The 19,355-nt window shown below is 41.6% G+C and carries 18 protein-coding genes; 1 reads left to right on the forward strand and 17 read right to left on the reverse strand.

The annotated features are described in order from the left end of the window. Nucleotide 1: 1 nt before the first annotated feature. The 10 genes from ppaX to uvrB all read right to left on the reverse strand — a co-directional run bounded on the left by ppaX (nucleotide 2) and on the right by uvrB (nucleotide 10,229). Nucleotides 2-637: a pyrophosphatase PpaX gene (gene ppaX / locus B1K71_RS13775; RefSeq protein WP_077328035.1), complete on the reverse strand. Its 636-nt coding sequence runs from the start codon at nucleotides 635-637 to the stop codon at nucleotides 2-4. Next, complete coding sequence (locus tag B1K71_RS13780) at nucleotides 612-1,571, reverse strand: nucleoside recognition domain-containing protein (protein WP_077330251.1); 960 nt, start codon at nucleotides 1,569-1,571, stop codon at nucleotides 612-614. Before B1K71_RS13780 ends, ppaX begins: the two co-directional genes overlap by 26 nt. A 28-nt stretch (nucleotides 1,572-1,599) precedes the next feature. Further along, nucleotides 1,600-2,436, reverse strand: a complete 837-nt coding sequence (gene lgt / locus B1K71_RS13785; RefSeq protein ID WP_077328037.1) for a prolipoprotein diacylglyceryl transferase — start codon at nucleotides 2,434-2,436, stop codon at nucleotides 1,600-1,602. 12 nt (nucleotides 2,437-2,448) lie between these two features. Continuing rightward, on the reverse strand, nucleotides 2,449-3,384 hold the full coding sequence (hprK, locus tag B1K71_RS13790) for an HPr(Ser) kinase/phosphatase (protein WP_175631914.1): 936 nt from the start codon (nucleotides 3,382-3,384) through the stop codon (nucleotides 2,449-2,451). Nucleotides 3,385-3,537: 153 nt separating this feature from the next. Continuing rightward, on the reverse strand, nucleotides 3,538-3,900 hold the full coding sequence (locus tag B1K71_RS13795; protein WP_077328040.1) for a phage holin family protein: 363 nt from the start codon (nucleotides 3,898-3,900) through the stop codon (nucleotides 3,538-3,540). After that, entirely contained in the window at nucleotides 3,900-4,094 is a 195-nt protein-coding gene (locus B1K71_RS13800; protein ID WP_077328042.1) for a PspC domain-containing protein, read from the reverse strand. Before B1K71_RS13800 ends, B1K71_RS13795 begins: the two co-directional genes overlap by 1 nt. Nucleotides 4,095-4,115: 21 nt before the next feature. Further along, nucleotides 4,116-4,787, reverse strand: a complete 672-nt coding sequence (gene bshB2, locus B1K71_RS13805) for a bacillithiol biosynthesis deacetylase BshB2 (RefSeq protein WP_077328044.1) — start codon at nucleotides 4,785-4,787, stop codon at nucleotides 4,116-4,118. A gap of 21 nt (nucleotides 4,788-4,808) precedes the next feature. Then, a complete protein-coding gene (locus B1K71_RS13810) occupies nucleotides 4,809-5,162 on the reverse strand; it encodes a YojF family protein (RefSeq protein ID WP_077328046.1) in 354 nt (117 codons plus the stop codon). A gap of 152 nt (nucleotides 5,163-5,314) precedes the next feature. After that, on the reverse strand, nucleotides 5,315-8,191 hold the full coding sequence (uvrA, locus tag B1K71_RS13815) for an excinuclease ABC subunit UvrA (protein WP_077328047.1): 2,877 nt from the start codon (nucleotides 8,189-8,191) through the stop codon (nucleotides 5,315-5,317). A gap of 55 nt (nucleotides 8,192-8,246) precedes the next feature. Further along, on the reverse strand, nucleotides 8,247-10,229 hold the full coding sequence (gene uvrB, locus B1K71_RS13820; protein ID WP_077328049.1) for an excinuclease ABC subunit UvrB: 1,983 nt from the start codon (nucleotides 10,227-10,229) through the stop codon (nucleotides 8,247-8,249). A 226-nt stretch (nucleotides 10,230-10,455) separates the two neighbouring features. On the opposite strand from uvrB, the gene B1K71_RS13825 reads away from it, so the two are divergent. Continuing rightward, nucleotides 10,456-11,190 carry a FixH family protein gene (locus B1K71_RS13825; RefSeq protein WP_175631915.1) on the forward strand — a complete coding sequence of 245 codons (735 nt, stop codon included), beginning with the start codon at nucleotides 10,456-10,458 and terminating at the stop codon, nucleotides 11,188-11,190. Between the two features lie 51 nt (nucleotides 11,191-11,241). Here the strand turns inward: B1K71_RS13825 and B1K71_RS13830 are convergent, their stop codons facing one another. The 7 genes from B1K71_RS13830 to prfB form a co-directional block, all read right to left on the reverse strand. Beyond that, entirely contained in the window at nucleotides 11,242-12,429 is a 1,188-nt protein-coding gene (locus B1K71_RS13830) for a PDZ domain-containing protein (RefSeq protein WP_077328053.1), read from the reverse strand. Between the two features lie 341 nt (nucleotides 12,430-12,770). Then, the gene (locus B1K71_RS13835) at nucleotides 12,771-14,231 is read right to left on the reverse strand and encodes a S41 family peptidase (RefSeq protein ID WP_077328054.1); all 1,461 of its coding nucleotides are present in this window, start codon (nucleotides 14,229-14,231) and stop codon (nucleotides 12,771-12,773) included. Nucleotides 14,232-14,360: 129 nt separating this feature from the next. After that, entirely contained in the window at nucleotides 14,361-15,743 is a 1,383-nt protein-coding gene (locus B1K71_RS13840; protein ID WP_077328055.1) for a murein hydrolase activator EnvC family protein, read from the reverse strand. Nucleotides 15,744-15,800: 57 nt separating this feature from the next. Next, entirely contained in the window at nucleotides 15,801-16,694 is an 894-nt protein-coding gene (gene ftsX / locus B1K71_RS13845) for a permease-like cell division protein FtsX (protein ID WP_077328056.1), read from the reverse strand. Beyond that, nucleotides 16,684-17,370, reverse strand: a complete 687-nt coding sequence (gene ftsE, locus B1K71_RS13850) for a cell division ATP-binding protein FtsE (protein WP_077328057.1) — start codon at nucleotides 17,368-17,370, stop codon at nucleotides 16,684-16,686. The genes ftsX and ftsE overlap by 11 nt, the downstream gene beginning before the upstream one ends. A 310-nt stretch (nucleotides 17,371-17,680) precedes the next feature. Beyond that, nucleotides 17,681-18,025: a cytochrome c551 gene (cccB, locus tag B1K71_RS13855; protein ID WP_077328058.1), complete on the reverse strand. Its 345-nt coding sequence runs from the start codon at nucleotides 18,023-18,025 to the stop codon at nucleotides 17,681-17,683. A gap of 177 nt (nucleotides 18,026-18,202) precedes the next feature. Further along, nucleotides 18,203-19,304, reverse strand: a protein-coding gene (gene prfB / locus B1K71_RS13860) for a peptide chain release factor 2 (RefSeq protein WP_217697239.1) whose coding sequence is annotated in 2 segments (ribosomal slippage) — nucleotides 18,203-19,231 and nucleotides 19,233-19,304 — 1,101 coding nt in all. Because the reading frame shifts where the segments join, the coding sequence is not laid out codon by codon here. Nucleotides 19,305-19,355 lie beyond the last annotated feature (51 nt).

Consider the following 19,355-nt stretch of genomic DNA (forward strand, 5'->3'; position numbering starts at 1 on the left):
TTCACACTCCTGCAATTTTCAATAAATCCCGCATATCATCCAGCATGTATGTCGGTTCATACGAAAGCAGTTTTTCCCTGCCTTTTAAGGACCAGGCCACACCGGCAGTACGAACCCCGGCATTTTTTCCTGCTTCAATGTCATGATGATTATCACCGACCATCAAGGTTGATTCAGCACTTGCCTCCATTGCCTGCATTGCTTTTAAAACAGGTTCAGGATGTGGTTTGGCATGATTCACATCATCTAAGGCAATAATAGTTTCAAAAAAATGATCCAATCCTGTAACTTTCAGCCCCATATCAACAGTTCGACGCATTTTAGTCGTAACGATTCCAATTTGAATAGGCTTTTCCCGTAATTTTTCAAGTGTCTCTGCAACATAAGGAAATGCAATCACGTAGTCATCATGGTGCTTCAGGTTATGTTTTCGGTATGCGGCAACCATTTCATCTGCCCGATTTTGATCAACTTGAAGAAAAGAATCCCTGAGGGGCGGGCCGATAAATTCTGCTGCATCGTCACGTGTCAGGTCTTTTCCAAATTGATTGAATGTATGCATAAATGATTCGATAATCAGTTCATTTGTATCGATTAGTGTTCCATCCAAATCAAAGAGTATTGTACGAATGTTCATGTGATGTGTCCTTTCTTTTTTGTTTTTCCATTCGTTTCCAAGTAAAGGCTACTGCCATAGTCAGTAAGATTGCTGTAACCAAACGAATTACAAGGAGAGGTAAGACAGGTATTCCGAGTGGTACAAATACCAGCGTATCTTCCACAACCGCATGGCACGATACAAGGAATATCAATGCCAGATACATATCACGGCGGGATACACCATCTTCCTCAACAGCCTGTATCATCATTCCGGCACCATATGCAAGACCAATTGTCAGTCCGGTGACCAGTGTCATGGATGTATTTTTTTCCATGCCTAAAAGCCTGGTAAAAGGGGCAAGCTTATTAGAAACAATTTGCAGCCACCCTTTTTCACGCAGAACCTGCATAACCATCATCAGCGGAATAACAATTAGTGCAAGTTGCAATATTGCCAGAAATGCTGTTTGCAAACCTTGAATGATAATTTCAGTCAATCCATCAGGCACTGAATTGGCTGTTGAAATCATTCCATATGCTGCCATATTATTTCCACCTGACCAGAATAGGTTAATCACTGCGGCGGACATGATTGCCAGCGATATGCGGATTCCTGAAATCAACCACCCATTCACACCGGCTTTGGAAGCTAAAGTCGATTCGATGAACAGGTTATGGGAAAATGACATCATAACAGCCATTATAAAAACTTCTTTTACCGTAAAATCAAATGACACAATCGCAGCAATACCGGCATAAAGATTAAGTGCATTTCCCAGCACGAGCGGAACTGCAGCTTCCCCGGATAAACCGAATAATGCCATTAATGGACTGATTTTCTCAATAAGCCACGGCAGTACCGGTGTATGCTGTAAAATGGTCACAATAAGTGTTATTGGAAAAATGACTTTTCCCAATGTCCAGGTAACTGATAATCCTTGCTGAAACCCACGAATTAAAATTCCTTTCAACACTTGTTCCCTCTTTTCGAAACGATTCTTATTTCTTAACCTCTTCCCCGTTATAACGGCGTTTTGCCATTCCCGAGACACGACGATAAATAATCAGCCCTGCCGTGAATAGAATCAATACAACGGAGATAAGCTGGGCCATGCGAATGTCAGTCCCCGGAATATACAAACTGTCGGTTCGCATTCCCTCGATAAAAAAGCGGCCAGCCGAATAAGCAATCACATAACTGAGAAAAACCTCTCCGCGTATTGGATTGTATCTGCGGAAAAGAAGCAGAAAAACGAAAATTAACAAGTTCCATACAGATTCATACAGAAATGTCGGATGATACATCGTCCCCTCAATACACATCTGATTCATAATAAAATCAGGTAAATATTGATGGAAACTGTTGAATGTCGCTTCTGAAATCGGTCCGCCATGTGCTTCCTGATTCATAAAGTTTCCCCAGCGGCCAATCGCCTGCCCCAGAATAAGACTTGGGGCAATGATATCTGCCAGTTGCCAAAACGATACCTTTTTCACACGAGTATATATGATGGCTGTCAAAACAGAACCGATCAATGCACCATGAATGGCGATTCCGCCTTCCCAGACAGCAAACACATCCCACCACGGAGCACCAACATACCGGTCCCATTCGAAAACCACGTAATAAATTCGTGCAAATATGATAGCAGCCGGAATAGCAAAAACAATCAAATCGATGATCAGATCCTTATGAAGTCCAAGCCGGTCTGCTTCCTTTGTCGCTAAGTACAATCCAATAAAAACACCAAAGGCAATAATAACGCCATACCAATAAATTGTTAAAGGACCAAGCTCAAGAAATACCCGGTCCAATGAAGGTGCATTACAACTCAATATAACCAGCTCCTATTCCGTTTCATCGTTTCCCTGATCAATCATCGCTGTCAGCCGTTCAGAAAATTCCTCAGCAGCATTTACACCCATCCGCTTCAGTCTGAAGTTCATAGCCGCAACCTCAATAATGACAGCAAGGTTTCTTCCGGGACGAACGGGAATGGTCGCCTTTGGAAGGCTGACGTCCATGATTTTCATTCTTTCTTCATCAAGTCCGAGCCGATCATACTGTTTATTCTCATCCCATAATTCCAGATTAATGATCAGTGAAATTTTTTTATAACTGCGGACTGCACCCGCACCAAACAGTGTCATAACATTAATAATTCCCAGCCCGCGTATTTCAAGCAGATGTTCAATCAATGGAGGCGGGTTCCCAATAAGTCTGTCATAATCTTCCTGACGAATTTCAACACTATCGTCCGCCACAAGTCTGTGTCCGCGCTTTACGAGCTCCAGTGCTGTTTCACTTTTACCGACACCACTTTGACCAGTTATTAACACGCCAACACCATAAATATCCACTAAAACACCGTGGATAGCCGTAAATGGGGCAAATTTTGCCTCCAGATAGTTCGTCAGTCTGCTGATTACCCGGGTTGTCGTGCGTGGTGAGTGCAAAATGGGCACACCCGATTCGTTGGCTGCGTCAAGCATCGCCTGGGGTATTTCCATGCCGCGTGAAATCACAATACCCGGAGTAATATCAGTGCATAGCTGTTCCATACGCTCTTTTTGATGTTCAGGAGTTAAATCCAAAAAATACGCCATTTCGGTTTTGCCAATCAACTGCAGGCGTTCCATTGGATAGTAGTTGAAATAACCGGTCATCTCAATTCCCGGTCTTGATATGTCACTTGTCGTTATTTCCCTATGTATACCGTCTTCTCCTGCCACCAAGGTTAAATTAAAGTTTTCCAGCAGGTCTTTTGTACGTACTTTTGCCATTATTGTACCCTCCAGTTGATTCCCTGATACTGATGTTTATTGTAGCATATTTTGACCATACTCAGTACAGCATGTTTAAAAATGGTTTATTAAAAAAACGGCTAGTTAACGCATATAGGCAGAAAAATAAATCGCAGGGGGACTCCTTGCGATTTATTCTTTCGTAACAGTATCCTTTACAAGCCGGTTTAACAGCAGATTTAATATGGAGATAATGACAGCTGCAATGATAGCTGTACCAAAACCATCAATAACAAACGATTCATCCATAATGCCCTGAGTGAGCATCAGTGTGATCGCATTAATGACAAAGAGAAATAAACCGAGCGACACAACCGTGATCGGCAATGTCAAAACAATTAAGATTGGTTTAACAATCACATTCAATATTGCCAGAATGATACTTGCGAGCAGTGCGGTACCAAAACCGGCAACATGAAACGATTCAAATAATTGCGCAACAACAATCAATGCAACAGCATTCAGAAAAATAGACAAAAGCCATCGGAACAGCATCAACGTACCTCCCGCTCATTTGGTACAACGAAAATACAGACAATATATACGAATACGCCGAACGCACCAAACAAAACACTTACCGCAAAGAGCAGCCGTACAATGGTTGCATCAATGTTGAAATATTCCGCGATGCCTGAACAAACACCCGCCAGCATACGATTGGATTCTGACCGGTATAAACGTTTCGACATACGAACCCCGCTCCCTTTTGGTTATTTTTCAAAATCCCATATAAAAAAGTATTCATTACCTAAATGCTTTTTGGCCCGATCCTGTAATTCACTGTTCGTGGTTTGACTGTTTCTTATATTACTTAGAACACCACTTGCCTGGGATTTATGTGACTGGATTGCTTCCATTTTTTCATCAAAATAATCCGTAACATCATTTTTCACTTGCGGAACACCAATCTCCTCAAAATAATTATTCGTAATCGCCTGTGCCCAAACGGTTGGGCGTTTTTCCGGCGCCATCAGCCGCACAGCCTCAATCGCTGCTGCCCCGAGAGCGTTATGATCAGGGTGCACTGCATGCTCCGGATAGTGTGTAATAACAAGACTTGGTCTGATTTCTTCCAGAATAGCTTTCAAATGTTGCGCCACTTCATCCCTATCCTCAAATTCCAATGTTTTATCACGATACCCGAGCATACGCAGGTCGATATCCAGCTTCTTGCAAGCTTCCTTCAACTCCTCTTTTCTGATTTCCGGAAGACTTTCACGGTTTGCAAATGTGGGATTACCCATGTTCCTGCCCATCTCTCCAAGCGTACCGCATAAATAGGTTACAGGCACACCTTGCCGACGAAATTTCGTAATCGTACCAGCAGCACCGAATGATTCGTCATCCGGATGCGGATATATAACAACAACGTGTTTCTCCATCTCTTTCACCTAATCCTTTCTTTAATGCCGAAATGGTGTTTCACTTATTTGCAGCGATACCATCAACCGGCCTTCCCGGTCGTGCCCTGCAAGCAAGAGCTGATTTTTACCGTGAATGGTCCAGTCAGTCAACCCTTCCGCATAGATCCATCCAATATCCATCTTTAATCCGGCACGATATGTTTTACCATTCCCCACAATTTTTGCTTGTGAAAAATTCACCTTTGCATTACGGATATAAGCCCCCACCGTATATGCTTTATCATCAAAATGGCTGGCATATGCCCCGTTTGTCGTTTCCAAATGGACATAAACATCTTTATTCACAAAGCTCTCCAGCCACTTCTGCACTTCCAATTGTTCAATTGGTTTCATCTGTATGTTCCTCCCTGCTAACCATCTCTTTTTACCTTATCGAAACACCTGTATCGCGTCAAAAATTCTGTCCGGATTCTATGTTGGGAATTAACGTTGCATTGTGTTAAAAAAGCAGTGAGCTTAGAGAAAATGCTCACTGCTTTAGAAATTTAATTACTTCCTACTTTTTCATGTTTCTTAATATCTGCTTCCATTCGATTGCGGTCTCGTTCCAGTACCGGTTTCAAATAACGTCCGGTATAGGATTCTTCTGTGGCGGCAATTGTTTCCGGTGTACCGGCGGCAATAATTTCGCCCCCCCGGTCACCACCTTCAGGACCAAGGTCAATAATATGATCAGCTGTTTTGATTACATCAAGATTATGTTCAATAATCAAGACTGTGTCCCCATTTTCCACCAGCCGCTGTAAAACATTCAGCAGACGGCGGATATCATCTGTATGCAGACCAGTTGTCGGCTCATCCAGAATATAAAATGATTTACCGTTCGAGCGGCGGTGCAGTTCACTTGCCAATTTCACACGCTGTGCTTCCCCGCCGGACAATGTTGTGGCCGGCTGACCAAGCTTCACATAACCCAGTCCCACGTCATAAACAGTCTGCAGTTTGCGTTTGATTTTCGGGATATTGGCGAAGAAACCAAGAGCCTCCTCGATTGTCATTCCAAGCACATCTGCAATACTTTTCCCCTTATATTTAACTTCCAATGTTTCACGATTATATCGTTTACCGTGGCACACCTCACATGGCACATAAACATCCGGCAGAAAATGCATTTCGATTTTAATAATCCCATCGCCGCGGCATGCCTCGCAACGTCCGCCTTTAACATTGAAGCTGAATCGTCCTTTTTTATATCCGCGGACTTTTGCTTCGTTTGTCTGAGCAAAAACGTCACGAATATTATCGAACACACCGGTATATGTCGCTGGATTGGAACGGGGTGTGCGTCCAATCGGCGACTGGTCAATATCAATGACTTTTTCAATATGCTTAATACCTTTTATTTTCTCATGTTTCCCCGGTTTATGTTTACCCCGATATAATTGTTTCGCCAATGATTTATACAAGATCCCATTTATTAATGTACTTTTTCCGGAACCGGAAACACCTGTTACAACAGTCATCAGCCCAATTGGGAATTTGGCATTAACATGTTTCAGGTTGTTTTCCTCTGCACCAACTACTTCAATATTCTTCTTGTTAGGTTTGCGTCGTTTAACAGGCAACGGGACGTACTCATTTCCCGATAAATATTTTCCGGTCAATGATTCTTGATTTTTCATCACTTTCTCTGGTGTTCCACTTGCAACAATTTCACCACCGTGTTCACCGGCACCCGGTCCAATGTCTATCAAATAATCAGCGGCGAGCATTGTATCCTCATCATGTTCCACAACAATTAGCGTATTGTCCAGGTCACGCATCCGTTTTAGCGTATTGATCAGCCTGTCATTGTCACGTTGATGCAGACCGATGGACGGCTCATCCAGTACATACAGAACCCCTGTCAATGCTGAACCGATTTGAGTTGCCAGTCGGATTCGCTGTGCCTCTCCGCCTGATAATGTGCCTGCAGCACGGGAAAGTGTCAAGTATTCCAGCCCGACATTATTCAAAAAGTCAAGGCGATCACAAATTTCTTTCAGAATCATTCTGGCAATTGTTTCTTCTTTTTCTGTAAGCTCAAGGTTTTGAAAAAAATCTTTTGCCTCCACAATGGAAAAATCAGTAACCTGGCTAATGTGCAATTTATTCACCAGCACTGCCAGTGCACCTTCCCGTAATCGATACCCGCCACAGTCCGGGCAGTTGGTCTGTGCCATATATTTCTCCAGTGTTTCACGGATAAAATCCGATGAAGTCTCTTTATAGCGGCGTGCAATATTATTCAGGACACCTTCAAAAAAGATGTCATTGTCACGAACATTCCCAAAGTCATTTTTATAATGAAAATGAATTTTTTCCTTTCCGCTTCCATACAAAATCTTGTCCATTTGTTTGGCGGGAATTTTTTTAACCGGTATATCCATGTCTATTCCGTAATGATCACAAACACTTTTAAGCAATTGGGGATAATATTGCGAACTGATCGGCTCCCAGGCAACAATTGCATGTTCATTCAATGATTTGTCCCAGTCAGGAATGACAAGGTCCAGGTCAACCTCCAATTTGGTTCCAAGTCCATCACATGTTGGACATGCACCGAATGGACTGTTAAAGGAGAATAACCTCGGTTCCAATTCTCCAATGGAAAAACCGCAAATCGGACATGCGTGATTTTCATTAAACATCAGTTCTTCATCGCCAATTACATCGACGATTATCTTTCCTTCCCCTAGGGCAAGTGCTGTTTCAATGGAATCACTAAGACGTCCGGCGACACCATCTTTGACCACAATACGGTCAACCACTACCTCAATGGAGTGCTTTTTATTTTTCTCAAGTTTTATTTCTTCCGTTACTTCACGCATTTCTTTATCAACACGAATTCGGACATAACCTTCACGCTTCAATTTTTCAAACGTTTTTACATGTTCTCCTTTGCGTCCGGAAACAACCGGGGCAAGAATCTGCATTTTCGTACGCTCTGGATATTCCAGGATTCGGTCAACCATTTGCTGAACAGTCTGTGACGTGATTTCAATTCCATGCTTTGGACATGTAGGCCGCCCGATGCGCGCATATAAAAGCCGCAGGTAATCATAAATTTCAGTAACCGTACCAACCGTCGAACGCGGGTTTCTGCTTGTTGTCTTCTGGTCGATGGAGATAGCCGGTGATAATCCTTCAATCGCGTCCACATCCGGTTTATCCATCTGTCCCAGAAACTGACGGGCATATGCGGAAAGGGATTCAACATAACGGCGCTGTCCTTCCGCATAAATGGTATCAAAAGCAAGTGATGATTTACCCGATCCGGATAATCCGGTTAAAACAACAAGCTTATTTTTCGGAATTTCCACATTGACATTTTTCAGATTATGTGCGCGTGCACCTTGTATTTTGATTGATTTACTAGGCATGAACTGGTCATCCTTCCACTTTCAATATCGGCTCAACGGATATTGATTCCGTTCTTTAGCCTTCTGCTTTCAATTCAAGTATTATATCACGAAGTTCCGCAGCTTTCTCGAAATCAAGCGCTTTGGCTGCTTCCTTCATTTCTTGTTCCATATTATCAATAACCTTTGACTTCTCCGCTTTTGACAATTTGGTAAGGCTGGCGGATTTATTTTCATAGTTTTCCTGATCCTCGGCGGCAACTGTAGCTCGGATAACGTCACGAACATCTTTCTTGATGGTTGTCGGTGTAATATCATGTTCTACGTTGTAGGCCATCTGCTTTTCCCGGCGCCGGTTAGTTTCATCAATTGCCACCTGCATCGAATTCGTAATCTTATCCCCATACATAACTACTTCACCATGCTCATTTCGTGCCGCTCTGCCCATTGTTTGGATAAGTGATCGTTCAGACCGCAAGAACCCTTCCTTATCGGCATCCAGTATAGCAACCAGTGAAACTTCCGGAATATCCAGACCTTCTCGCAGCAGATTAATCCCGACAAGCACATCGTATTTACCAACCCGCAGATCCCGGATAACTTCAATACGTTCGAGCGTTTTAATCTCCGAATGCAGATAAGCTACTTTAAAACCGATTTCCTTCAGATAATCAGTCAGATCTTCCGCCATTTTCTTCGTCAGTGTTGTTACAAGAACACGTTCACTCTGTTTGGAACGTGTATTGATCTCCTCAATCAGGTTATCAATCTGACCTTCAATCGGCCGTACATCAATTTTTGGATCAAGCAATCCTGTCGGCCGGATGATTTGTTCCGTCACATCAGGTGTATGTTCATTTTCATATGGTCCTGGCGTAGCTGAAACATAAATCAGCTGATTGGTGGCTTTTTCAAACTCGTCAAACTTAAGCGGCCGGTTATCAAGTGCGGATGGCAGGCGAAAACCATGATCAACAAGCACCTGTTTTCGCGCCTTATCCCCATTATACATTCCCCGTACCTGTGGCAATGTAACGTGTGATTCGTCAACAACAACCAGAAAATCATCCGGGAAATAATCAAGCAGTGTATATGGCGTTGAACCGGCTTCACGAAATGTCAGATGACGCGAATAGTTTTCAATCCCCGAACAAAAGCCCATCTCATGCATCATCTCAATGTCGTAATTGGTCCGTTGCTCCAGTCGCTGAGCTTCCAATAATTTATTGTCATCCCGCAGTTCCTTTAACCGATCTTCCAGTTCCTGTTCAATATTTTTAATCGCCTTTTTTAATTTCTCTTCACGAGTGACAAAGTGTGAAGCAGGGAATATGGCTACATGTTCCCGATCACCGACAATTTCTCCTGTTAGTGCATCCACTTCACGGATCCTGTCTATTTCATCGCCAAAAAATTCAATTCGCATACAGTGTTCCTCTTTTGAGGCAGGAATAACCTCCACAGAATCCCCGCGAACCCGAAATGTGCCACGCTGGAAATTGATATCATTCCGAGCATATTGGATATCCACAAGATCCCGCAGAAGCTGGTCACGATCTTTTTCCATTCCCATCCTGAGTGACAGCACCTGGCTTTCATAATCTTCGGGTGACCCCAAACCATAGATGCATGATACACTGGCAACAATAAGAACATCACGCCGTTCAAATAAAGATGATGTTGCTGAGTGCCGCAGTTTATCAATCTCATCATTGATACTGGCATCCTTTTCAATAAATGTGTCTGTTGAAGGTACATAGGCTTCCGGCTGATAGTAGTCATAATAACTTACAAAATACTCCACTGCATTATTCGGGAAATATTCCTTGAACTCACTATACAACTGTCCTGCCAATGTTTTATTATGTGCAATTACCAATGTGGGACGGTTTATTTCCGTAACTACATTTGAAACGGTAAACGTTTTTCCGGTTCCCGTCGCACCAAGGAGCGTCTGATGGCGCTGTCCGGCCTTTACCCGGTCAACCAGTTCTTTTATTGCGCTTGGCTGATCCCCGCTTGGCTCGTATCGTGCCACAAGGTCAAATTGATTTTTCACAGGTCAATCCTCCGTTCGTCGGTATACTATCCAGTTTACCATAGTTTCATTAATATTTTAACAGATAAGCGAACAAATATTCGATTAATCTGCTCAACTTTTTAATATCCATTCTATCCAATCACATCGGTCATAAATCTGTAAAAATAAATGCTTGTTCCTGCATTGATATGACAATCCTATTTACATATAATCAAATTAGGACACAAACGAAAGGACAATGACAATGAAAAAAATTATATTGTTGCTATTCACGGCTGCTGTACTTGCTGCATGTGGTCAAACCGATAATACAAGCAGTTCTTCCGATGAAGTAGTTCAGTCAATAAAAGCTGATTTAAAAGTGCCGGAAAATGCCGGCATTGGAGACAAGGTTACCTTCAAAGTCTCGGTAAAACAGGATGGAAAAGCGATTGAAGACGCAGATGAAGTGAAATTCGAAATCTGGAAAAACGGTGCAAAAAATAAAAGTGACATGATTGAAGCAGAGCATACATCCGGTGGTATTTATGTTGTCAAAAAAACTTTTGACCAAAAAGGTATTTACTATGTACAGTCACACGTTACAGCAAATCAAATGCATACGATGCCAAAAAAGAAAATCAATATCGGAAATGCAAAAGCCAATAAAGACCGATCTGGGGAAAAGCATGAACATGGTCACCATCATTCCCAGACAAAAGTAAATTTCAATCCTCCCGAAACGATTACTGCAGGTAAGAAAACAACATTTACCGTTAATGTTTCAACTAAAGAAAAGCCACTTCAAAATGGATCTGTGACCTTGGAAATCTGGCAAGAAAATCAGGATAAACATCAATGGCTGAATATGACAGAACAATCAGGCGGTACATATAAAGGAAAAACCACTTTTGACAAAACCGGAGCCTATCAAATTAAAGTTCATGTAAAAAAAGATGACATTCATTACCACAAAGTGTTTAAAACCAAGGTAAAATAAAATGAGGAAGAGGCAATAAAGTGCTAATAACACTTTATTGCCTCTTCTCTGTTACCGCTGGATCATCTGCTCTGTTTCATAATTCCGAAATGCTGTCGTTACAATTCCAAGTTCATGATGGTCCCCTTCATATAAAGCACTTTGCACATACCTGGCCTCACCGTTTTCATCGACCAGTTCCAATTTAAAAAAGGTATTTTTCTGCAATGCATAATAAAAATCATCCAGGCTGTTAACTTGTTGTCCACTCACTTTGACAATCGAGTCACCAACTTGTACTCCCAGCCGATCTGCAGGTGAATTGGGCAAAACGGCAAGGATTTTAATACCTTTCTTTCGCCGCATGAAACAGGCATTGTTTCTTTGATCCGCATTACGGTGCCTGAAATTGATCAATTCTTTACCGATTATTCCAAGCATAACTGCGATAATCGACAGCCAGGGAATGAAAATACTTCCTACTGCCAATAACAATACCAGAACGCCAAGTGACAAAACCGATTTTGAAATTCGTGCAGCAGCTTTTTCAGGCAAGCTTCCGCTGACTTGATAGTCAAATCCAATCAGAAACGGAACCAGCAATAAACTATATGTCTCCCCATTCATGGAAATATAGGGCCAAAATGGGATAAAAGGCGTTATTAAGCCGGATGGGACTAAAACAAAAAAAGGTATAACTCCTATTTTTTTCAAATGATGAACCCCAATAAGCATTCCACGCCTGCCAGAGACCAGTTCCGGAAATGTATTATTGTTTCGAATACGTTTTATCATCATTGCCTCTGCGATAAGCATAACTGCGAGTAAAAAAACCAAACCGGAAATGTTTGTTTTGGAAAACCAATTTTCAAATAAAGCCAGATTTACTGGAACAACCGGTAACAGAAGCAAGATAAAGCAAGAGATACCGATTGTGTAACTTGCGGATAATAATGAAAAGCGTAACGAAATACTAAGGATTATAGCAAGGATACTTAGAACCAAAATAGTTCCATACGAAAAAACGACACCGGCTCCCAGACAAACAATAGAAATAACCAATCCCGAAATTAAGCCAATGACCCAAGTGCCATTCCATTCCGAAAAAACATCAAATAATTTAAATCCGAAATAATGCCGTTCCCGTTTAATGCGTCGAAGTCCGGCAAGGAAAACTAATATAAGTATCCAATACAATAATGGATTTAAGAATGCCTTGCCAATCCCTTTTGCCAGTTCGATAAACCATGATTCCACCATTTGATCACCTACCCCGATAATGCAAATCTTCTTGATTAACTGTTATATTCGATATTTTTCGATTTATCTCCTGCCTGTATACGTTAAAATTATCACGGACAGAAAGAGGCCGGGACAAAAAGTGTATTATCCAAAAGAAAACACAAACAAGTAATAAGAAAATGGAGCGTATAACCGCTCCGGAAATATACTTCGCTTTCCGCGGGCAGCTGCTGAGCCTCCTCGTGCTTACGCACTGCGGGGTCTCATCTAGGCTTCTCCTCCCGCAGGAGTCTCCGTATATTTCCTACGCTAATGTTCGTCTTTTAAATGACACTTTTTGATATGTCCCAACCTCTGTTTTACTCATATAATACATGCAATGCTTTTTTCATTTGCCGATCTTCTTTGCCGGCACGAATTTTTTCAACAATCGCTGTTTCAATCTTTCCTGCTGTTTTTTTATCAATTTTACCGGTTACTTGGAGATCATGTTCCGTTTGGAATTTCTTAACAGCTGTTTCGGTATTTTTATTAAAATAGCCGTCCGTGCGTCCCGGATTATAGCCAAGACCTTTCAACATAATCTGGATATTTTCCACTTTATCACCGGTATGATTGAACGTAATAGGTTCATTTACTTTAACAGGGTTAGTGAAATAATAATCCGGCTGTTTCACTTTTACGGTAGGTTTAACACCCTTTTTGTGTATCCATTTCCCTTCTGGTGACAACCATTTAAAGAATGTAAGTTTAATTGTACTGCCATCTCCCAGCGGCACCGCCTGCTGAACGGTTCCTTTTCCAAAACTCGTTACTCCAACAACATCATAACCTGCATCTTTCATGGCCACAGCCAGGATTTCGGATGCGGATGCACTGCCTTCGTTAATGACCACACTGATTGGATAAGGTTTCTTTTCATCCAGTTCCGAAAAGGATTTTGATTTCTTACCTTGTTGATTTGCTATTTGAACCATTGGCATATCTTTGGGGATGAAGTTCTTCAATATCCCTTCAACTGCACTTAATAATCCACCCGGGTTACCCCGCACATCAATTACAAGCCCCTCAATTCCTTTTTCCTCAAGGTCCTTAAGCTGTTTGGAAAAGTGTTGTGCCGTTTTTTCGGAAAAAGAAGTAATTTCAATAACACCGGTTTTTTTGCTATTAATTTCTTTCACTTCCGAATAAACCGTCTCAAGTGGAATATCATCCCGGACAATGGTTACGTCAAATGGATCCTCTACACCTGCACGCTGTACTTCCAGAACAACTTCCGAACCTTTCTCACCGCGAATCAGTTCTACCGCTTCAAATAAATCCATGCCAACGACACTTTTCCCATCAACTTTCAGGATTTTATCATTCGGCCGTAACCCGGCCTCCTCAGCAGGAGAGTCTTTAATCGGGGCAACGATATTAACTTTCCCGTTTACCATGCTTACTTCGGCACCGATTCCTTCAAACGAGGATTCAATCGTGTCGTTAAACCGTTCCATTGTTTCCGCGTCCATGTATGTACTGTAAGGATCGTCCAGCGACTTCAACATGCCTTGAATGGCACCTTCAACCAATTGCTTGTCCGAAACATCCTTCAAGTAGTTGTCTTTTATCATATTATAGGCATTGGCAACTTTGTTCATGTTCTCCATCAAATTGACTTCCTTGTTATCCGAGGAATCCGATTTATCATCTGAATCCAGAACAACCGAATTGGAATTGTCATCCTGTGCCAGTTGAACCCCAAAATAGGCACCTGCAAAACCTAAAACAAGTGCGGCAAGCAAGATAAGAACAATGTGCTGTTTACGGAGATTCATAGTTTCACCCCTACATCTTTGATTAATTGGCTATCATGGCCAATAATACGGAAAAGGCATCACACCGTAATGTGCGATGCCTTTAATATTATAGTTTATGCGTTCAAAATGCAAATACATTCCTGAAAATTACGGCAGATAAGGTAATGGATTTACACCGCTGTGATAGTTCCATGGTCCGATATGGACTTCGAAATGCAAATGTGCTCCGAATGAATTACCCGTATTACCGACCGCACCAATCGTTTGTCCGGATGAAACTGATTGACCGAGACTGACTGACCTGCTTGATAAATGTGCATATACGGTAGTCTTATCATATTGCGGATGATAGACGTAAACAACATTGCCGTAACTGCTGGAAACTGCTGACCTTGTTACTACACCACTTGCCGCAGCATGAACAGGCGTGCCGATCGATGCCGCAAAATCAATCCCGTAATGATAGCCCAGGCTTCTGCCGCCATATCCGGATGAGATACTGCCCGCTACAGGATAGTTGAATATAGCATCTCCACCGCCGCTGCTGTAGGTTGTTGCGGATGAACCGCCGGATGAAGATGAAGGACTGCTGCTTTCTTGCTGTTGTGCTTCACGTTCCCGTTTTTCAGCAAGCTGTTTCAATCGCTCTTTCTCACTTGCAGCTTTTTCTTTAGCTTCTGCAATAACAGCTGCCTGATCACTCAGTGTTTTTTGCTGCTCTGCCAAACTCATCTTATACTGTTCAAGTTCATGATGTTTATCTTTTAACTTGCCCATCAGGTTTTCTTTCTCATCCATCTGATTGTTCAGTTTGGATTTCAGTGATTCAAGATCTTGCTTTTGATTTTGAAGAGATGCTTTCTTTTGTTCCACTTCTTTTTTCTTTTGCTCAATTTGTTCTTTTTTGTTTTCCACTTCTGCTTTTTTATGTTGAACTTCGCGTTTTTCAGCCATATGAGTTTCCATAATATCTTTATCCTGGTCCATTATAGTATTAACTGCTGTGGAGCGGCTAATAAAATCACCAAAACTCTGGGAACCCATAATAACTTCTATGTAGCGCATGCTGCCTCCATTTGACTGGATGGCACGCAGGCGTTCTTTTAACATCTTTTCACGTCGCTCAATTCGTTTTTGCAGTACGTTTATCTCTTTTTTCAACTGTTCGATTTTTTCTTTGGCAGCTTGGATTTGGCCATTCAGGTTTTCTATCTGTTTGTCCGTTTCATCAATTGCGTTCTTTTTTTTCATAATTTTGCTCCGGGTATTTGACAACTTTTGATCAATGGAGTTTATTTCACTGTTGACCTTACCCTGTTTGTCCAGGTTTTTGGAAATTTTCTCTTCTGTATTCGCTGCTTTATTATTTAAATTTCCTTTTTTCTTATCTATCTTGTCTTCTTTTTTCTCCAAGTCATTGATTTTATCATTTAAACCATCGATTGAAGCAGCTGATACATTATCCCAGTTCATAAGCCCTGTCCCGATAAAAAGGACAGTCACAATTGTAAGTGAAGCTATTTTTTTCATTCTCGTTCCCCTTCCCTATGCAAATTGCTGTGAATATTTCATAGATTGACACGTTTTTTATACTTTCAAGAATTTGCGGACACTCATAACACTTCCCCAAACCCCAATAAGTGCTCCGATTGCAAGTATGATGAGCGAAAGTTGCCATGCAAAAGGGTTAAACGGCAATATTGTTACGAAATTATACGTAATCTTCTCACTTATGTTGTTGGCAAGGTAATAATACCCTGTCAGCACAGCTGCTATCGGCAGAACAGAACCAAGAATACCAAGCAGCAAACCCTCAATAAAGAATGGCCATCTGATAAATCCATTTGTGGCTCCTACCAGTTTCATAATGCCAATTTCCGTACTTCTTGCCATAATGGTCAATTTTATTGTATTTGAAATCAGGAATATTGCGGTAAATACAAGTCCCACAATTAAAATCAAACCAATGTTACGTGCATAATCATTAAACTGAAACAATCGCTGTACGACGTCTTTTCCATAATTAACCTCATATACATTGTCAAAAGACTTAATTTTTTTTGCTATTGCCATCGTATCGGCGGGATTTTTCGCTTGAACAATGTATGCATGGTTAAGAGGGTTGTCCTGTTTGAACAGTTTCCATGCTTCCCCTTCTTCTCCCATACTTTTAATCAAGTTGTGAAGCTGCTGATCTTTTGAGGAGAACCTGACACTTCCGACTTCATCAATGTTTTTAATTTGCTCTCCAAGCTCTTTGATTTGGTTTTCGTTCGCCGTTAAATCAACTAACGTTTCAATTTTTACATCTTCTTCAATGTTGTCGGCTATATTGTTCAGATTCAGCATCAATGCAAGAAATGCACCCACGAGAATTAATGTAGTTGTTACCGCACCGACCGAAGCGACTGTCATCCAGCCGTTTCGAAAAATATTTTTCGTTCCTTCTCTGAAATGACGCCTTATTGTCCTAAACTTCATAGCCGTATTCACCTCGCTGCTCATCACGTACAATCAAACCATCTTCGACAGCGATTACGCGCTTTTTCATGGTGTTAACAATTTCTTTACTGTGGGTGGCCATGATAACGGTAGTCCCCATTGCGTTAACCTCTTCAAATGTCTTCATTATTCCCCAGGATGTTTCCGGATCAAGGTTTCCTGTCGGCTCGTCCGCAATGACAATCTTCGGATGATTTACTATAGCTCTTGCAATGGAAACACGTTGCTGTTCCCCTCCTGATAATTCAGCAGGTATGAAACGGGCCTTATTTTTCAAACCGACAAGTTCCAATACGTCCATTACCCTTTTTCGAATGGTACGCGGCGGCTCTTCTATTACCTCCAGTGCAAATGCTATATTTTCATAGACTGATAGTTTGGGGAGCAGTTTAAAGTCCTGAAAAACAACTCCTATTTGCCTTCGTAACATCGGAACTTTTCTTTCTTTGATTGTTCTGATATCCTTCCCATTGATGATAATCGTTCCATTTGAGGGTTTTACTTCGCGGTACATCAGTTTTACGAATGTGGACTTTCCTGCGCCGCTGGGGCCGACTATGTATACAAACTCACCTTGTTCAATATCTATATTTACTCCATTTAGTGCTGTAACACCGTTGGAATATGTCTTGTAAACATCTTTCATATTTATCATGAATGTATCACCTTTACTCGTAATTGTTGAAGAATCATGTTGTCGAATCTCCCCTGTAAATCTGTATTTTTGCCAACGTTGCTTTCACCTTGCAGAACAATGTTTCCCTATAAAGGATTACTAGTAATTATAACATTTTTCGGCAAAAAATTTAGACCTATTTACATTACATTTATGTTTCAAAAAATGTATCACAGTCGTGAAATTGTAATATTATGTCGCAAAATCAGTTAATGCAGGTTACCGACAAACAAAAAACTTGGGATATCGACAAGTTCGATATCCCAAGTTTTTCATTTAAGTATCCCCATTATTTCTTTTTCGCAAGCCACGATGCTACTGCTTGTCTGTCTTCCTTCGATACCTGTTTCTGAGGAGGCATCTGACCTCTGCCATTTTTAATGATATTAGCAATTTCGTCGGCAGAATAACGTGAACCAACTTTAGTCAGGTCAGGTCCCATGCCGCCGGATAAATCGGATCCGTGGCAGGATGCACAGTTGTTTTGGAAAATTTCTTCTCCTGAAGCAGCGGTATCAGTTGATCCGCCGCCATTGTCGGAAGAACCATCTGATGCGCCGTCATCTCCACCGCCGCCACACGCGCCGAGCACCAGCGCTGTACCGAAAAGCATCGTACATAACAATTTCTTCATAGTTCAAATCCCCCTAACGTATAAGTGTAAAGGTTATCACCAATAGTATAACCTATTTTTGACGGAATAAAACCGCTCATGAAGGCAATTTTTTCCTGCTATCCCACCTAAACATTGGAAGTCAAATACTATGACTATTTGTGTCAAATTCTTGAAAGCTTTTTGACAACGGCATCTCTAATTTAATTGTGAACGCAAATATGCATCAATGAATTGGTTCAGGTCGCCATCGATTACACCTTGTGCATTTCCTGCTTCAACGTTTGTACGATGGTCTTTAACCATCGTATACGGATGAAATACGTACGACCGAATTTGACTGCCCCAGCCAATTTCTTTTTGTTCGCCACGAAGCGCGGCAACCTCTTCTTTCTGGCGCTCCAACTCCAATTGGTACAATTTTGATTTCATCATCTTCATCGCCCGTTCACGATTTTGGATTTGCGACCGCTCTGACTGGCAGGTCACCACCACTTTTGTCGGAAGGTGTGTAATCCGAACTGCAGAGTCGGTTGTATTAACATGCTGTCCTCCCGCACCGCTTGACCGATACGTATCAATCTTTATATCTTCTGTTTTTATTTCAATATCAACATCATCAGTCATTTCCGGCATTACATCACAGGAAGTAAATGAAGTATGACGGCGGCCGGATGAGTCGAATGGCGAAATCCGAACAAGGCGGTGAACACCCTTTTCAGCTTTCAGATAACCGTAGGCATTGTGTCCTTTAATCAACAGTGTAACACTTTTAACACCGGCTTCATCCCCCGGTTGATAATCAAGTGTTTCCACAGAAAAGCCTTTTCCTTCTGCCCAGCGTTGGTACATTCGTAAAAGCATGCTTGCCCAATCTTGTGATTCTGTACCACCGGCACCCGGATGCAATTCAAGAATCGCGTTATTTGCGTCATATGGTTCACTTAACAGCATTTGCAATTCAAAGTTTCCGATTTCTTTTTTAACAGACTTTACATCGCTTTCCAACTCAGCATATAATTCCTGATCATTTTCCTCTTTTACAAGCTCGTATGAAACATTGAGATTGTCAAGTTCCTCAACAAGCTTTTCAAAATTAACGACATACTCTTTCAGCCCATTAACCTCACCTATAACCTTCTGGGCTTTGTCCTGATCATCCCAGAAACCGGGTGATGCCATTTCCAGTTCCAATTCTTTGATACGGTCTTTTTTCGTATCCAGGTCAAAGAGACCCCCTAAAATCGTTGATTCGTTTTTCCATGCTTTCCAGTTCATGTCCAATTTCAGTAAGTTCCACCGTTCATCACTCCTACAAATAAAATCAGTTATGCCAATGAAAGAACCCCCA

Source organism: Virgibacillus siamensis (genome assembly GCF_900162695.1).
Taxonomy (GTDB): domain Bacteria; phylum Bacillota; class Bacilli; order Bacillales; family Amphibacillaceae; genus Lentibacillus; species Lentibacillus siamensis_A.